The 14,455-nt window shown below is 66.7% G+C and carries 17 protein-coding genes and 1 pseudogene; 10 read left to right on the top strand and 8 right to left on the bottom strand.

Going from position 1 to position 14,455, the window contains the following annotated elements:
- The first annotated feature begins 64 nt into the window (after positions 1-64).
- On the top strand, positions 65-946 hold the full coding sequence (locus tag A5695_RS11415; RefSeq protein WP_068081270.1) for a YgcG family protein: 882 nt from the start codon (positions 65-67) through the stop codon (positions 944-946).
- A gap of 10 nt (positions 947-956) precedes the next feature.
- Here A5695_RS11415 and A5695_RS27520 read toward each other — a convergent pair whose 3' ends face one another.
- The 3 genes from A5695_RS27520 to A5695_RS11405 form a co-directional block, all read right to left on the bottom strand.
- Entirely contained in the window at positions 957-1,253 is a 297-nt protein-coding gene (locus A5695_RS27520) for a hypothetical protein (protein ID WP_082946017.1), read from the bottom strand.
- 67 nt (positions 1,254-1,320) lie between these two features.
- Entirely contained in the window at positions 1,321-1,752 is a 432-nt protein-coding gene (locus A5695_RS11410) for a heme-binding protein (protein ID WP_068081420.1), read from the bottom strand.
- Positions 1,753-1,886: 134 nt separating this feature from the next.
- Positions 1,887-2,594, bottom strand: coding sequence for a Type 1 glutamine amidotransferase-like domain-containing protein (locus tag A5695_RS11405; RefSeq protein ID WP_068081267.1), 708 nt, complete (start codon positions 2,592-2,594; stop codon positions 1,887-1,889).
- 257 nt (positions 2,595-2,851) lie between these two features.
- Here A5695_RS11405 and A5695_RS11400 point away from each other — a divergent pair, with 257 nt between their 5' ends.
- Positions 2,852-5,425 carry a SpoIIE family protein phosphatase gene (locus A5695_RS11400; protein WP_068081264.1) on the top strand — a complete coding sequence of 858 codons (2,574 nt, stop codon included), beginning with the start codon at positions 2,852-2,854 and terminating at the stop codon, positions 5,423-5,425.
- Positions 5,425-5,742: an STAS domain-containing protein gene (locus A5695_RS11395; protein WP_068081417.1), complete on the top strand. Its 318-nt coding sequence runs from the start codon at positions 5,425-5,427 to the stop codon at positions 5,740-5,742. The genes A5695_RS11400 and A5695_RS11395 overlap by 1 nt, the downstream gene beginning before the upstream one ends.
- 17 nt (positions 5,743-5,759) lie before the next feature.
- On the opposite strand, the gene A5695_RS11390 is transcribed toward A5695_RS11395, so the two are convergent.
- Entirely contained in the window at positions 5,760-6,263 is a 504-nt protein-coding gene (locus tag A5695_RS11390; protein ID WP_068081261.1) for a DUF2505 domain-containing protein, read from the bottom strand.
- Positions 6,264-6,361: 98 nt separating this feature from the next.
- Between A5695_RS11390 and A5695_RS11385 the strand changes: the two genes are divergently transcribed.
- Positions 6,362-6,574, top strand: coding sequence for a DUF3072 domain-containing protein (locus tag A5695_RS11385; RefSeq protein WP_068081259.1), 213 nt, complete (start codon positions 6,362-6,364; stop codon positions 6,572-6,574).
- On the opposite strand, the gene A5695_RS11380 is transcribed toward A5695_RS11385, so the two are convergent.
- Positions 6,575-7,591 carry a YihY/virulence factor BrkB family protein gene (locus A5695_RS11380; RefSeq protein ID WP_068081257.1) on the bottom strand — a complete coding sequence of 339 codons (1,017 nt, stop codon included), beginning with the start codon at positions 7,589-7,591 and terminating at the stop codon, positions 6,575-6,577.
- 123 nt (positions 7,592-7,714) lie between these two features.
- On the opposite strand from A5695_RS11380, the gene A5695_RS11375 reads away from it, so the two are divergent.
- The 3 genes from A5695_RS11375 to A5695_RS11365 all read left to right on the top strand — a co-directional run bounded on the left by A5695_RS11375 (position 7,715) and on the right by A5695_RS11365 (position 9,768).
- Positions 7,715-8,146, top strand: coding sequence for a nitroreductase family deazaflavin-dependent oxidoreductase (locus tag A5695_RS11375; RefSeq protein ID WP_068081253.1), 432 nt, complete (start codon positions 7,715-7,717; stop codon positions 8,144-8,146).
- Positions 8,147-8,551: 405 nt separating this feature from the next.
- Positions 8,552-9,136, top strand: a complete 585-nt coding sequence (locus A5695_RS11370) for an SAM-dependent methyltransferase (RefSeq protein WP_068081249.1) — start codon at positions 8,552-8,554, stop codon at positions 9,134-9,136.
- Complete coding sequence (locus A5695_RS11365; RefSeq protein ID WP_068081246.1) at positions 9,133-9,768, top strand: class I SAM-dependent methyltransferase; 636 nt, start codon at positions 9,133-9,135, stop codon at positions 9,766-9,768. The genes A5695_RS11370 and A5695_RS11365 overlap by 4 nt, the downstream gene beginning before the upstream one ends.
- A gap of 7 nt (positions 9,769-9,775) precedes the next feature.
- On the opposite strand, the gene A5695_RS11360 is transcribed toward A5695_RS11365, so the two are convergent.
- Together A5695_RS11360 and A5695_RS29565 are read right to left on the bottom strand one after the other, a co-directional pair.
- On the bottom strand, positions 9,776-10,081 hold the full coding sequence (locus A5695_RS11360) for a hypothetical protein (RefSeq protein ID WP_156749584.1): 306 nt from the start codon (positions 10,079-10,081) through the stop codon (positions 9,776-9,778).
- 338 nt (positions 10,082-10,419) lie between these two features.
- Positions 10,420-11,130 carry a chitin-binding protein gene (locus A5695_RS29565; RefSeq protein WP_156749583.1) on the bottom strand — a complete coding sequence of 237 codons (711 nt, stop codon included), beginning with the start codon at positions 11,128-11,130 and terminating at the stop codon, positions 10,420-10,422.
- Positions 11,131-11,445: 315 nt separating this feature from the next.
- Between A5695_RS29565 and A5695_RS11350 the strand changes: the two genes are divergently transcribed.
- Both A5695_RS11350 and A5695_RS29560 read left to right on the top strand, forming a co-directional pair.
- Positions 11,446-12,180: a VIT family protein gene (locus A5695_RS11350; RefSeq protein WP_068081235.1), complete on the top strand. Its 735-nt coding sequence runs from the start codon at positions 11,446-11,448 to the stop codon at positions 12,178-12,180.
- An 11-nt stretch (positions 12,181-12,191) separates the two neighbouring features.
- Positions 12,192-12,339: pseudogene (locus A5695_RS29560) on the top strand (cyclohexanecarboxylate-CoA ligase); the annotation flags it as partial.
- A gap of 81 nt (positions 12,340-12,420) precedes the next feature.
- Here the strand turns inward: A5695_RS29560 and A5695_RS11345 are convergent.
- The gene (locus tag A5695_RS11345) at positions 12,421-13,041 is read right to left on the bottom strand and encodes a TIGR03085 family metal-binding protein (RefSeq protein WP_068081232.1); all 621 of its coding nucleotides are present in this window, start codon (positions 13,039-13,041) and stop codon (positions 12,421-12,423) included.
- 114 nt (positions 13,042-13,155) lie between these two features.
- On the opposite strand from A5695_RS11345, the gene htpG reads away from it, so the two are divergent.
- The coding region (gene htpG / locus A5695_RS11340) for a molecular chaperone HtpG (protein ID WP_068081227.1) at positions 13,156-14,455 on the top strand (1,300 nt) is incomplete at its 3' end.

Here is a 14,455-nt window from a genome sequence, read left to right as displayed (position 1 = left end):
GGTCTGATTATTTCCGCGAGCGGCGGTATCCGCTCTGCTGGGAGGTGACGGCTAAATTACCCGTATGCGCGGCGTTCGCCTGGTTCATGCTGTCCTGACCGTCCTCACAGCGGGATTGCTGATGGCGGCACCCGCCGGCGCGCAGCCACCGTCCAGGCTCACGGACCACATCACAGACAGCGCCGGAGTCTTGACGGATTCCGGTAGAGCGGCGGTGAGCTCGGCAATCGACCGGCTCTACCGCGATCGGCACATTCAGCTGTGGGTGGTCTACGTCGACAACTTCTCCAGGTTCAAACCGGAGAACTGGGCTGACCGAACCCGCAACGCCAGCGGATTGGGCGCCCGTGACGTGCTGCTGTCCGTGGCCACGAACACCAAGCTGTACGCCTTGTCGGTGCCCCCGCAGGTGCCGGGTCTCACGGATGTCGAGCTGGACAGGCTGCGCAGCAAGCGAATTGAACCTGCCGTGGGCGTCAAGGATTGGAGCGGCGCCGCGGTGGCTACGGCCGACGGATTGGACGGATCGGCGCGTTCGGCGAAGCCGATCTGGCTACCGATCGCGGTCAGCGTCGTCGTCGTCGTGGTCGTGGTCGTGGTGTTTCTCGCGTTCTATCGCGTACGCCGCCGCCGTGCGGCCCGGCGCGACGGTCAGCGGGGCATTGAGACGCGCGAAGGAGACGCGTTGTCGATCGCGGACACCCGGCTGCGTCAGATCACCGACTACGTCAGCAGGCACGGCGAGAGCGTCGGCGCCGAGGCGCAGGCCAGATTGCAAGAGGCCAAGCGGTATTTTGCAGCGGCGCAGGCCAAGGAAGCGACCAATGCCGCCGAGGCCATCGCCTACGCGAATCGGGCATCCACGCTTGCCGCTCAGGCGCAAACGCTGGCGAACGCCGACGTGCTCGCGGTGCATCGCCGTCGAGGTGGTGGCACGGCCAGCTAGACGATAACTTTCAGAAGCACCCGCTCACGTGGATGCGGCGGCCGCCTCCGACGCAGACATTCACCGGCGGTGGCGGGGGTGGAAAGTCTTGCGGCAGCGGCGCATAGGCGTCCGGTGGTGGGACATTGGCGTTGACCGTGTCGGCAACGTTCGTGCACCCGCTCACTGAAACACGCCGGCCGACGCTCGCGCACACATCCGCGTTGGCCACCCCGGATGGCCGCACGACGTCATACATCTCAGGGATCGCGGCAAGGGCCAACACTGCTATTGCGCCGGCGGTCCAGGACCATACCCTCAGACTCATTGGGATCTCCTCGTTCTGACCGGGGGCGAATCGACGGCGGCAACGGTTACGTGCCCGAGCCGGCCGCTCAGGGAGTCGCGCCGCCCTGACCGAGCAGCGGGGTCCACTGGCAACGTTGCCGGATGTCGGCCAGCGGCTGACGGATGTTCTCAAGATCGGCCTGCTCCTGGGGGTTGGCGTTGAAGTACTGCTGCACGTCGTCGCGGATTTGATCTTTGGGCCGGTCCTGCAGGTCGGTGTAGAAGCCGTTCAGGTCCGGATGGGTGAACAGGTACGTCGAGAGCGCCGCGGCCACGCCGGCCGCGACGCCGGCCACGTCCGCCGCCGTGCAGTTGGCGGGTCGAGGCGCGGGATCAGCCGTGGCGGTTCCCGTGGTCGCAAACAAGAGCACCGCGCTGATCGCGCCGGCAACGATTGCCCCGGCCAGCAGCCGGCGCGGGGTCAGGGCTGCGAGGAAGGGGGCTGCTTTGTTCAAAGTCAGTCGAGGTGCAGTTGGCATGGTGTTCACTCTGAACCCGGACCGAGACCCATCACTCGGGCCGAAAGTCACCACTCGCACGGCCAAGCGTCACCCGAGGCTGAAGAGGGTGGATCGGCCCAGGGGCGCAGACACCGATTGGCCTATGGGCCAATTCAGCTGGAACCTTCGGCGGGCAGCAGCGAGCGGGTGATCCGACCACTCTCGAAACGGACCTGATGCGCGGCACGACGCAGGGGCTCGACAGTGGTATCGGGGTGCACGATAACTCCTGCACCGGACGGGATTCCGAGCCCGATGACCGCTCCCTCGAGCAATTCGACCGTCCGCGATAACCGCGCCCAATCGCCGCGCTCGTCGTGCGCGTCGATGACCATCGGCACGAGGTCGAATGTGCCGAACGGCTCGGGTGCGGGAGGTTGCGGCGTCTCGACGATTCCGTAGCGTCCCAACTGGACCGCGCCGGCCGAAATACCCACTAGGACCGCGCCCTGTTCGTGTCGGCCCACAATCACCTCTTTCATGCCGGTTCTGTCGAAGGTGTCCCAGCCAAGACGCACATCGCCGCCCGCGAGGACGATCAACTGGGCGCTCGCTAGGAAGGTGCGATCGTTTGCGCCGAACGATGAATCGATCATGCGCCGATCGGTGATTCCGATGGCATCCATCGCGGCTTCGAAGATCTCGTAGTACTCCGGACGGTCCCCGTTGGAGGCGCCGATGTAGGCAGCGCTCAGCGGGCTGGCTCCGGCTAATCCGTCGACGGCCGCCTCGAGGAGCAGCCGGTTCCGCCGTTTCCAAAAGAGCAGCTGGCTGTCCGCTAGGAGATAGAGCGGATGTCGTGGGGGCGCAGTATCAGTCACCGACAGTCCTGGCGGCGGTGATCTCGTCGAACCGTGCGAGCGCGGTATCGAGGTCCGCCTCATCGAACATTTCGCATCGGTTAACCTTGTCGCCTTGGAATTCCCAAAACCCCCAGTTCCACCGATGGAAGCGTACTCACATAGGTCATCGTCGGTGGGGCGATTCAATGCATGGTCAAGATCGGGTAAAGCCCTCGTCTCCCCGAAGATCACCGGCACCCTAGGGCCCGCCCCTGTTAACCGTTAGGTTTGTATCCATGGGCAATGAAGGGGGAGGTGGATCGGCATTCACCTGGCAGGGCCGGCGTGAGTTGGTCAGCCAGATCCACGAGCAGCTCGACGAGCTGGTAGCAGCCCGTGACCAGATGGAACAACTGGTCCGGGTCATCAGCGAAATCGGTTCGGACCTCGACCTCGACGTGACCCTGCGCCGAATCGTCAAGGGGGCGATGGAGCTGACCGGCTGCCGTTACGCAGCGCTGGGCATCCGCGCGCCCGACGGCGCTTTCGTCTCCTTCGTGCGTGCGGGGATCGATGACGACGCGGCGCGGCTGCTCGGCGATCTGCCGGTGGGTGAGGGTCTGCGGCTCGCCGACGTGAGTGCCCATCCGCAGGCCGGTGCACTGCAAGCCCACGATCCGCCGGTGCGCGCGCTGCTCGGGATTCCGATCACGGTCCGGGGAGCGGACTTCGGCAGCCTCTACCTGGCCGACGACGTGGCAGGCAGAGTGTTTTCCGACTCTCAGGCGGCCGCTGTGCGGGCCCTGGCGACCGCCGCGGCGGCGGCCATCGACAATGCGCGCCTGTTCGAGCGGGAACGCGAATCCGCCAAATGGACGAAGGCCAGCCGCGAGATCACCACCGCGCTGCTGTCCGGTGACCCCCAGACCGGGCCGCTCCAGCTGATCGTGAACCGGGCGCTGGAATTGGCCGGCGCCGAACAGGCGATCCTGTTGGTTCCCAAGGAGCCGGACCTGCCCGCCGACGAGGTCGACACTTTGGTCGTGGCCGCCACGGCGGGCAGATATTCCTCGGAGGTAATCGGTCGCCAGGTGCCGATGGACGGCTCCACCACGGGCGGTGTCGCCCGGCGTGGCCAGCCGCTCATCACCGAGTCCTTCCAATATCCGATCGAGGGGTTCACCGACGTCGGTGAACGCTCCGCGATAGTGATGCCCCTGATCGCCGACGGCGCCGTGCTCGGCGTCATCGCCGTCGCGCGCGACCCGCAGCAGTCGCCCTTCGGCGACGATTATCTCGAGCTGGTCAGCGACTTCGCTCGGCACGCGGCCATCGCCCTGGCGCTGGCGGCGGGTCGTGAACACGCGCTCAACCAGGAACTCGCCCAAGCGGACAGCGTCGATGACGCGGTGAACGCCGCGGCGGAGGAATTGCGTCGGCTGTGGCGGGCCCGCCGCGTCGTCGCCGTCACGTTCTCGGCTCAAACTTCATCCACCGGAACGGCCTATGGCCCACCGCAAGTCGTGTCGGTCGGCGAGCCGGTGCAGTGGGACGACCTTCCGCCTCCTACTCAGCGCATGCTCAGCGCGTTGCGCGAGGGCGACCTGCTCACCCCCAGCACGGGGGAGCCCGGGACGGGGGGCATCGCGCTGCAGCACCCCAAGGGCGTGCTCGTCGTCTGGATCGATCTGGCCGATCGTCGGCCGTTCACCCTCGAAGACCAGACCCTGCTGACCGTGTTGGCGGGCCGGCTCGGCCAAGGTCTGCAGCGGGTCCATCAGGTCGACCAGCAGCGCGAAACCGCCTTGGCGCTGCAGCACGCGATCCTGGGTCCTTCCGACCTGCCGCACGGGTTCGCCGTGCGGTATCAGGCCGCCAGCCGGCCCCTGCAGGTGGGCGGCGACTGGTACGACATCGTCGACCTCGAGGACGGGCGCATCGCGATGGTCGTCGGCGATTGCGTGGGGCATGGCCTGGCCGCCGCGACCGTGATGGGTCAGGTGCGCAGTGCGTGCCGCGCATTGCTGTTCGAAAACCCCAGTCCCGGGGCCGCTCTCGCCGGGATGGATCGCTTCGCCGCTCGGCTGCCCGGCGCGCAATGCACCACCGCGGTCTGCGCGGTGCTCAACCCCGAGACCGGCGAGCTGGTGTATTCCAGTGCCGGGCACCCGCCGCCCATCCTGGTCCACGCGGACGGCACCACCCAGATGCTCGACGACGGCCACACCATCGCGTTGGGCGTACGGCCCAACTGGTCTCGCCCCGAGGCCCGGGTGACCGTGCCGGCGCGCGCCACCCTGCTGCTCTATACCGACGGCTTGGTCGAACGTCGCCGTACCGCGTTGGGACAGGGCATCTCCCGGGCCGCCGAGCTCGTGCAGGACGGCCGCGGGTCGACCCTCGACGAACTGGCGAACCACCTCATGTCCGGTCTGGCCCCCAGCGGCGGTTATCAGGACGACGTTGTCGTTCTGCTTTATCGTCATCCCGCGCCGCTGGAGCTGACGTTCCCGGCCGATGTCAGTCATTTGGCCCCCGCGCGAACCGCGTTGCGCACCTGGCTGACTCGCACCCGACTGGACCCGGAACAGGCAATGAACGTGCTCGTCGCCGCCGGGGAGGCCGTCGCCAATGCCATCGAGCACGGTCACCGGGACCAGCCCGAAGGCACCATCCGCCTGGGCGCGACCGCACTGGTCGACCGGGTGCAGTTGACCATCACCGACACCGGTTCGTGGAAACCCCCGCAACCGGCGAGTTATCCCCACCGGGGACGGGGTATTGCCCTCATGCGGGGCCTCATGAATGACGTCACCATCAATCCTGATGCCGCCGGAACCACGGTTCACCTATCCGCCAGGATCACATGATGCCCACGTCGCTCACCCTCGACACCACACGCCGTGAGGACGGGGAGCTGATGTTGGTCGCGGCCGGGGAGATCGATCTGAGCAACATCGACGCGTTCGTTCAGGCCCTCACCACCGTCAGCGGGGAAGCCGCGAGCGGCGGGCCGCTCACTGTCGACCTGAGCGGCGTCGAGTACCTCGACAGCGCCGCCATCAATGCCTTGTTCTCCCACGCCAACCGCATAAACCTGATCGCCCACCCGATCCTGATGCCGATCCTCACGATCAGCGGCCTCACCGAATTGGTCGCCGTCGAACCCGCGCCCTCGGCCGACTGATGACGACCGGCCGGGCGTCAGATGTTCTCGGCGATCCAGGTGCTGGTGAAGCGCTGCAACGCGGGGAGGCTTTGGGTGAGGTCGGCTTGCATCGATTTCTCGAGTTTGCGGCCCACCAACGGGATCCTCATCGCCACCTCCACGGCGAAGCGCAGCCGCGCGCCGTCACCGGTGGGCGCCATGAACGCCTCCGCGTGCCCTGACCCCAGCCCGCCCGAGGAGACGACGTTGATCTGCCCCCGGACTTCGCCGTCGGCGACGGATCGCCACGTCTCGCTGTGAACGATCTTGAGCTCCCCGGGGACGACCTTGGCGACCAGCGCGGGCATTATCTGCCGGGATACGTGTTGTGTCGCGCGCACGCTCACCGTGCCGTCGGCGTCGACTTCCAGCGAATCCAGCGTGGTGGGGGCGTTGCTGGCCTTCAGGCGGGCCAGCCAGTAGTCCTCGCGGCCAAACGCCGCGTGGATTTGTTCCACGCTGGCGGGCGATTCGATGCGGATGTCGAAGGATCGCGACATAGCAACCGATTCTTGCAAAGGCCGGGCCGAGATGAGCGCGTGGCGCAGGTTTCGAACGTACGTGCGATGGCTATCCCTTCCCGCGGAGGTGGGAAGACATGACTGATGACACGCGGCACGCTCCGAGTGAGAACCCGGAGAAGGACACATCCGAGTGGGTGACCGGTGACGAGCCGATGACCGGTCCGCAGCGCAGCTACGTGCACACGTTGGCTCAGGAAGCCGGACGGGACGTTCCCGACGACTTGACCAAGGCGCGGGCGTCCGAGCTCATCGACGAGTTGCAGCAGCAGACCGGACGGGGCGACTGATCACCCGGTGGGCCGGCCGCCGATTGTCGGCGTCGTCGACGTCGGGGGCGGGCTCGCCTTACGGGCGAGGTCTCCGAATCTGACGCTCACGCGCTGGAAGCCCTTGACCCGTTCGGCTTTCGCCTTCTTGGTGTAGGTCTTGCGGTCGGCCGTTGTGAGTTCCGCGTCGTCCGTGAAGGGGGTGAGCAACGCCCGCGGGTAAAGGCGTTCCACCAGAACGACATTGATCTCGGCGCAGAGAACCAGCGTGGACGACACCAGGAACAGGAAGGCCAGTAGGCCCAACACCAAGGCGAAGATGCTGTTGGTCGCGCTGGCCGACTTCACCGTGTGCCGAATGTATCCGGCGCCGCCCCACTGCAGGATCTGCCAAATGACCGCTGCCGCAAGCGCTCCGGGCAACACCTGCCGATAGGTGAGTTCTCGCGCGGTGGTGACGCGAAACGCCACCAGGCAGATCATCGCGTTGATCGCTACGGCGACCAAAGCGACGCCGATCTTTCCGAACGCGCCCAGCGCGCCAGTCGCCTGGCCGGCCGCCGACAGGGCCGTGGCGGCGATGGCCGCCGAGCCGAGGACCAACAGCAACATCAAGCTGCGCAGCCGTGAGCGGATCGGATCGGGACGCTTGTTCCTGGGCACGGCCCACACCGAGTCCATCGCATTCTGCACCGCTTGGCCCACGCCCAGCCCGCCGTAAAGCGCGCCCGCGATGCCGACGACCACCGCGACAGTCCCCCCGCTGAGCCCCGCGGGCTGATGCAGCTGATCGCCGATGACCGGGAATTGGCTCAGCGTGCTGTGCAACACCTGCTTCTGCAAGCCGGGGTGCCCGGCGAGCACCACTCCCAGGCCGGTGGTCAAGAGCAGCAATAACGGGAACATAGACACGAACCCGTAGTAGGTGATCAGGGCGGACAGGTAACCACCTTGATCGTCGAGATATTTGTATACGACCCCGATCACCACGCCGGCGGCGCGGTTTCGCCGCTGCAGCCTGTCCAGCCAGCCGACCATCTCGTGCTCACTTCGTCGCTACGGAAGCGGATACCCCCCGACGGGATTGCCTGGTGATACCCGCATTCGGGTCGGATCAATCAGCGGGCACCTGCCGGGCCGGCTTCGTGCCAGGATGGGGTGATGGGCGATGACGACATGCGTTCGGAGCGCGAGTTCAACGAGCGCAACATCGAGGAGTTCCGCCGCAACGGCGGCAAGGTCGGCGGACAGTTCGAGGGCTTCCCGTTGCTGTTGTTAACGTCGACCGGGGCGCGGAGCGGTGCGCAGCGGGTAAATCCGGTCGCCTACTTCGATGTCGACGGCAGGACCTATATCGTCGGATCCGCCGCGGGCCGGGACAACAACCCGGCATGGGTGCACAACATCCGTGCCAACCCGCGGGTGACTGTCGAGATCGGCTCGCAGGGGCCCACGCCGGCGACCGTACGCGAATTGCCGAGCGACGAGCGCGATTCCGTCTACCGGATCGTCGTCGAGCGGGCGCCGGGGTTCGGCGAGTACCAGGAGCGCACCGACCGCGTCATCCCCGTCTTCGAGCTGCTTACCGAATAACAGTACCGCCAGCGGGAGGCGACCCACATGACAACCGCTGCTATGACGCATCTGGTTCGGCGTTGGGTAGTTGGCGTCTTCGCGTTCGCTGTGGCGATCCTGCCGGCTACCACGATTTCACCTGCGGTCAGCCGCGGCGACCCCGTCTGTCCTCCCGGTTTTGTGTGGAGCGGGTCTTTGAATCAATGCGTGTTATGGGTCCCCTCCGCAAACGGGCCGGCCGCACCCGTGGGGCCCCGCGGGCCCGGCGGCCCGGGTCTACCTACCGATCCCTGTCCGCGTTCGGGCGCAACAGCCCAGTCCCGCGCTCACCGCGTCGAGCTGCCGCAAAATGTCGGGGAACTCTTCGCTCACCGCGGTCGTTACGGTTGCTAAGTATCGCTTTGACTGCGAGGGGAAACGCGCATGCCGCGCACAGACAACGACAGCTGGGATCTGGCCACCAGTGTGGGCGCAACGGCCACCATGGTGGCCGCCGCCCGAGCGATCGCGTTGGGTGCCGCCCCGCAGACCGATTTGCGCACCGTCGCCATTGATTTGCGTCGAGACTGGCCAAAGGCGCTGGTGAGCACGGGCTTTGACGAGAGCCGCCCGGCCGCTTGGATAGCCGAGGGTCTTTTCGGATATCTGCCGCCCGAGGCGCAGGACCGCTTGCTGGACAACATCTCCGCGCTGAGTGCCGCGGGCAGCAGGCTGGCCGTCGAAGCCATCCCGGACCGGCCGCAGCAAGACGTCGAGAAGGCCCGCGCAATGCTGCGCAGGGCCACCGACAAATGGCGCGCCCACGGCTTCGAGTTAGATTGGGAGGAGCTGGGTTTCGAGGGTGAGCGCAACGACGTCGCCGCCTACCTGAAAAATCTCGGCTGGCGGACGGTCGGCAGGCAGATGAGTGAGCTGCTGGCCGGCAGCGGGCTCGCGGCGATTCCTCAGACCAATGACTCGGTGTCCGTCGCCGACACGATCTATTACAGCTCGGTGCTGGACCGATGACGGAATCGAGTCGCAGAGGACTCAACGACGCGGTCACGAGGCTGTGGAGCTTTTTGGCCCCGATCTACGACCTGCCGTTCCTGCAGCAGTGGATATACCGTCCGCCGCACGACCAGGTGATAACCCAGCTACGCGCACATCACGCGCGCAAGATAGCCGATATTGCCTGCGGTACAGGCATTCTCAGTGATCGGATCGCTCGAGAGCTCGGGCCCGACGAGATCTACGGTGTCGACATGTCCGAAGGCATGCTTGGCCAGGCTCGCGCCAGAACCGACGCGGTGCAGTGGTTGCGCGGCCCGGCAGAGCGGCTGCCGTTCGACGACGGGGCTCTCGACGCGGTGGTGACCACTTCGGCGTTCCACTTCTTCGATCAGCCGGCGGCGCTGCGCGAATTCCACCGCGTGCTGGCGCCCGGGGGGCTGGTGGCCGTCGCGGCCCTCAGCGCACGGCAACCGCGACTACAAGCCCCCGCGGCCAATAGGTGGAAGCCGCAACACAATGCGTCGCCGGCGGAGATGCGGACGATGTTCGAAGACGCCGGGTTCGTTATCAGCGAGCAGCGCCGGATTCCGCGACCGGTCTGGACGCGCGTCGTCTCGGACCTGATCACTGTCGGGACCAAGAACTGAGCGACCGTCAGGCGGCCAGGTTCGTCGTCACGCGGGAAGCGGATCGCGAGAAGTGCTCGCAGCGGCCGGCGTACACGACCCGCGAGGGTCGATAAGCGGGTGCGTGACGGGCGACCGCGACGGCACGCGGCCGGGCGATGCGCTCCTGCTCGCGCTCAACCGTCCGTTCGATGAAGTCGGTTGCGATCCACCCGGCGCCGAAAAGTGCCAACGCCGCACCGAACTGAAGCGGCGAGCCAGCGACCAGCGCGGCCAACGCGCAGAGTCCCGACACCACGGCGACGACCAGTGTGCCCAAGTAGAAGAGGGTCACGCGTTGGTCTTGTGCGGGCCACATGGACATCGCGCCTCCACTTCGGTCGATTGCTTTGGCGAGTACGGAAACCCGAACCGTGACCTCTATGTTTCGCAATCGAGACACGTCGGTCGAGGGCCCTACGGCATCTATGGCATGCCGTAGGGCCCTCACCGCGGGGTCAAAGGTCCCATCGCGGATAATTCGCTTGTTGCCGTGCCGTGCCGTGCCGTGCCGTGCCGCACCGGACCGGCATAAGGCTCTGCAGCGCAGGCTGATTCGCCATGCCGGCTATCGGCCGACAGCACGACGCCCGCCTCGCCGGGTGGCGAAGCGGGCGGTCGTATTACTGCTGTTTACAGCGGAATCCAGACTCCGAAGAACCAGAAACCCCACTGATTGAAGCCGGGATCCCACACGGGAGTCTCCTCATAGCCCCAGTAATTGATCGGGCCGTATCCCCAGTGCGCACCGGGCGGGGGGAGCGGCCGGTCCCACGCGGGTCGCGGCGGCGCACCGGGTCCCCAGGGCCCCGGCCCGTCGCCCCATGGGGCCCCATGGAAGTAGCCGCGCTGGGGATCTCCGTGCCACGGGCCACCGGGTCCACCGGGGCCGCCAGGCCCACCCGGTCCGCCTTGCGGTCCGCCTGGGTGGTCGGGCCCGCCCGGGCTGCCGGGGCCGCTTGGGTGGTCGGGCCCGCCCGGGCCACCGGGCCCGCCGGGACCATTGGGACCGCCCGGATGGCCGGGGCCACCTGGCCCGCCAGGCCCGCCAGGCCCGCCTTGAGGTCCACCGGGGCCACCTGGCCCACCCGGTCCGCCTTGCGGTCCGCCCGGTCCGCCCGGTCCGCCAGGACCACCCGGGCCGCCGGGACCACCCGGACCGCCCGGATCGCCGGGTGCGTTGGGCGGGTGGATGCCCCCGGGCGCGGGTGCGCCGTGGTTACCGGCAGGGCCAGGCGGCGGCCCGCCCGGAGCGGCGCTGGCCGCACCGGCCCCCACACCCAACGCCGCAGCGCTCAGTGCACCGGCGACGGTCATCCCCCCAAGAAATTGCTTAAGTCTCATAGTCCTTCACCTGTCTAACCACTAGTGAATCCTCAGAATCCCCCTTACGTAAACCGACCTTAGATAGCTTCCCTATGCAACGGCTGTGAAGCGGCGATGCATTCCTTTTGGGCCGCATCGGCCCAAGATGACGTGGCGGAAGGCCGGGCTGGGAACCGCGAGACATAAATCACTGCGACCCGCGTCCGGGGCGTGTCGTCGCCGTGGTTTACGTGTCGTGGCTCGGCGCCGGCCTGACGCGGCACCTATGGGTGGCCCGACGAGCCGGCGTAAACCCTTTGGCAAGGCTATGTTTGCTAGTCCCTCCGATCGTTGATGTATATCGTTGCCGCAGTGAGCCGGTCGCATCCCCATCCGTCGGAGCCCCATGTGGGTTCGGTGTCGTCGAAGTTGAACTGGCTGCGCGCCGGAGTTCTGGGCGCCAACGACGGGATCGTGTCGACGGCGGGCATCGTCGTGGGCGTTGCGGCCGCGACGGTGGAGCGCGCTCCGGTATTGACGGCTGGGACCGCGGGGCTGGTCGCCGGCGCGGTGTCCATGGCGCTGGGCGAATACGTCTCGGTCAGCACCCAACGCGACACCGAAAAGGCGCTGCTGCACAAGGAACGTCAGGAGCTGCGCGACGACCCGGCCGCCGAATTGGACGAGCTAGCCGCCCTGTATGAGGCCAAAGGCCTGACGGCGGCGACCGCCCGCACCGTCGCCGAGGAACTCACCGACCACAATCCGCTGCTCGCCCATGCCGAAGTGGAACTGGGCATCAACCCCGAGGAGCTGACCAACCCCTGGCAGGCGGCGACGTCTTCGGCGCTGTCGTTCGCAATCGGGGCCCTCCTGCCGTTGATCGCGATCCTGGTTCCGCCGGCGGCGTGGAGGATCCCGATCACCGTCGCAGCAGTGCTTGTCGCGCTGGTGATCACCGGGGCGGTGTCGGCCGGTTTGGGGGGAGCGCCCAAGGGTCGCGCGGTGGTCCGCAACGTCATCGGAGGCGGTCTGGCATTGGCGATCACCTACGTGATCGGCCACCTGGTGGGCGCAGCGATCTCCTGAGCGGCCGCCCCCTGGTCGCCATGGCGGCGCTGGCCCGGCTGGGCGCGGTGCAAAACCCGATCATTCCGACCTTGCGGGAGCATGAGTTCAGTTTCATCACCGAGCAGCTGTCCTCGGAACGCGTTGGGGTGCCGAAGGTTTGGCGTGGATCCGATCACGCGCCCCAAGACGCCAATCAAAGATCACGAACACCGGCATGGCTGCGGCAGAGGCGGTCGACGATACCGTCCCCTGACAGCCCTACAGTCCCTTGGGCGCCTCGCGGACTGCCTGCACCGCGGCAGCGTCGCCGTCGAACTCAACCCGCGCCGATCGCCCGACCGAGAACAGCAGCAGCTCCTCGGGCCGACCGGTCACCGTGACGGCCGGGCCGTGTCCCACGGTCAGCAGCGTCTTGCCCTCGGGGGTGCGCAGCGCCAACCGGCCCGGCACCTTGGCGAGCGTCAGCCGCGCCATCAGCGGCAGGGTGCGGCGCAGCATGCCGCTCAGGGTGGGTTCGAGCTCGCGTGGCTCCCAGCCCGGTTGCGCGCGCCGCACATCCTCGTGGTGGATGAACATCTCCGCGACGTTGGCCACCGGATCGAGCAGCTTGAATGGGGAGTAAAGCGGCGGACCGGAAGCCACCTTGTCGACCAGCTCGTCCCAATCGGCCCGTTCGGCCACCTGGTTCTGCACCTTCTCGGTATGGGCGGCGAAGAACGGGATCAGGATGCCGGGGGTCGCGTCGGGGCGGTATTCCCGGATGACGAGGTGGGCGGCGAGGTCCCGCGTCTTCCACCCTTCGCACAAGGTGGGCGCCTCGGGCCCGGTGGCGCGCATGGTCTCCACCAGGGCGGCTCGTTCGCGTTGAGCTACGGACATCTGTCCAGCCTAGGCCCGACGTGACGGGCCCAAGCGACGCGCTTGGAGCATCTCGGTAAATTTGGGGCGTCAAACGTCCTCGAAGAGGACCCGGGAAGAGACGTAGGGAATGTCATGAACGCGCGTGTCGAGCAGCTGGAGTTTCAGGCGGAAGCACGGCAATTGCTGGACCTGATGGTCCACTCCGTCTACTCCAACAAGGATTCGTTTCTGCGGGAGCTGATCTCGAACGCTTCCGACGCATTGGACAAGTTGCGGCTGGAAGCCTTCCGCAACAAGGACCTCGATGTCGACACCTCCGACTTGCACATCGAGATCGAGGTGGACAAGAGCGCACGGACGCTCACCATCCGTGACAACGGCATCGGCATGACCCGCGACGAGGTGGTGGGGCTGATCGGCACCCTGGCCAAGTCGGGCACGGCCGAGCTGCGTCAGCAATTGAAGGAGGCCCAGAACGAGGCCGCCTCGGAGGAACTGATCGGTCAGTTCGGCATCGGCTTCTACTCGAGCTTCATGGTCGCCGACAAGGTCGAGCTGCTCACCCGCAAGGCCGGCGAGAGCGAAGCCACCAGGTGGGAATCCAGCGGCGAGGGCACCTACACCATCGAAGCCGTCGACGACGCACCGCAGGGGACGTCGGTCACGCTGCACCTCAAGCCCGAAGACGCCGAGGACGAGCTGCACGACTACACCTCGGAGTGGAAGATCCGGAGCCTGGTCAAGAAGTACTCCGACTTCATCGCCTGGCCCATCCGGATGGAGGTCGAACACCGGACACCGCCGACCGAGGAGGGCGGCGAGGAGACCGTCACGCTCGAAACCGAGACCTTGAACTCGATGAAGGCGCTCTGGGCCAGGCCAAAAGAAGAGGTGTCCGAGGAGGAGTACAAGGAGTTCTACAAGCACATCGCGCACGCCTGGGACGACCCGCTGGAAGTCATCGCGATGAAGGCCGAGGGCACATTCGAGTACCAGGCTCTGCTGTTCATCCCGTCCCACGCGCCGTTCGACCTGTTCAACCGCGACGCCCAGATCGGGATCCAGCTCTACGTCAAGCGGGTCTTCATCATGGGTGACTGCGACCAGCTGATGCCCGAATACCTGCGCTTCGTCAAGGGTGTCGTGGATGCGCAGGACATGTCGCTCAACGTCTCTCGGGAGATCCTGCAACAGGATCGGCAGATCAAGGCCATCCGCCGGCGGCTCACCAAGAAGGTGCTGTCCACCATCAAGGAGCTGCAGTCCGAGCGGCCCGACGACTACCGCGGCTTCTGGACGCAATTCGGCCGAGTCGTCAAAGAGGGGCTGCTGTCTGACTTCGACAACCGCGAGACCCTGTTGCAGATATCTTCATTCGCCTCGACGCACAGCGACGAGGAGGCCACCACCCTCGCCGAGTACGTGGAGCGCA

The organism is Mycobacterium sp. E1747, from assembly GCF_001667775.1.
In the GTDB taxonomy this organism is placed as follows: domain Bacteria; phylum Actinomycetota; class Actinomycetes; order Mycobacteriales; family Mycobacteriaceae; genus Mycobacterium.
This window is presented reverse-complemented; position numbering and strand designations above follow the sequence as displayed.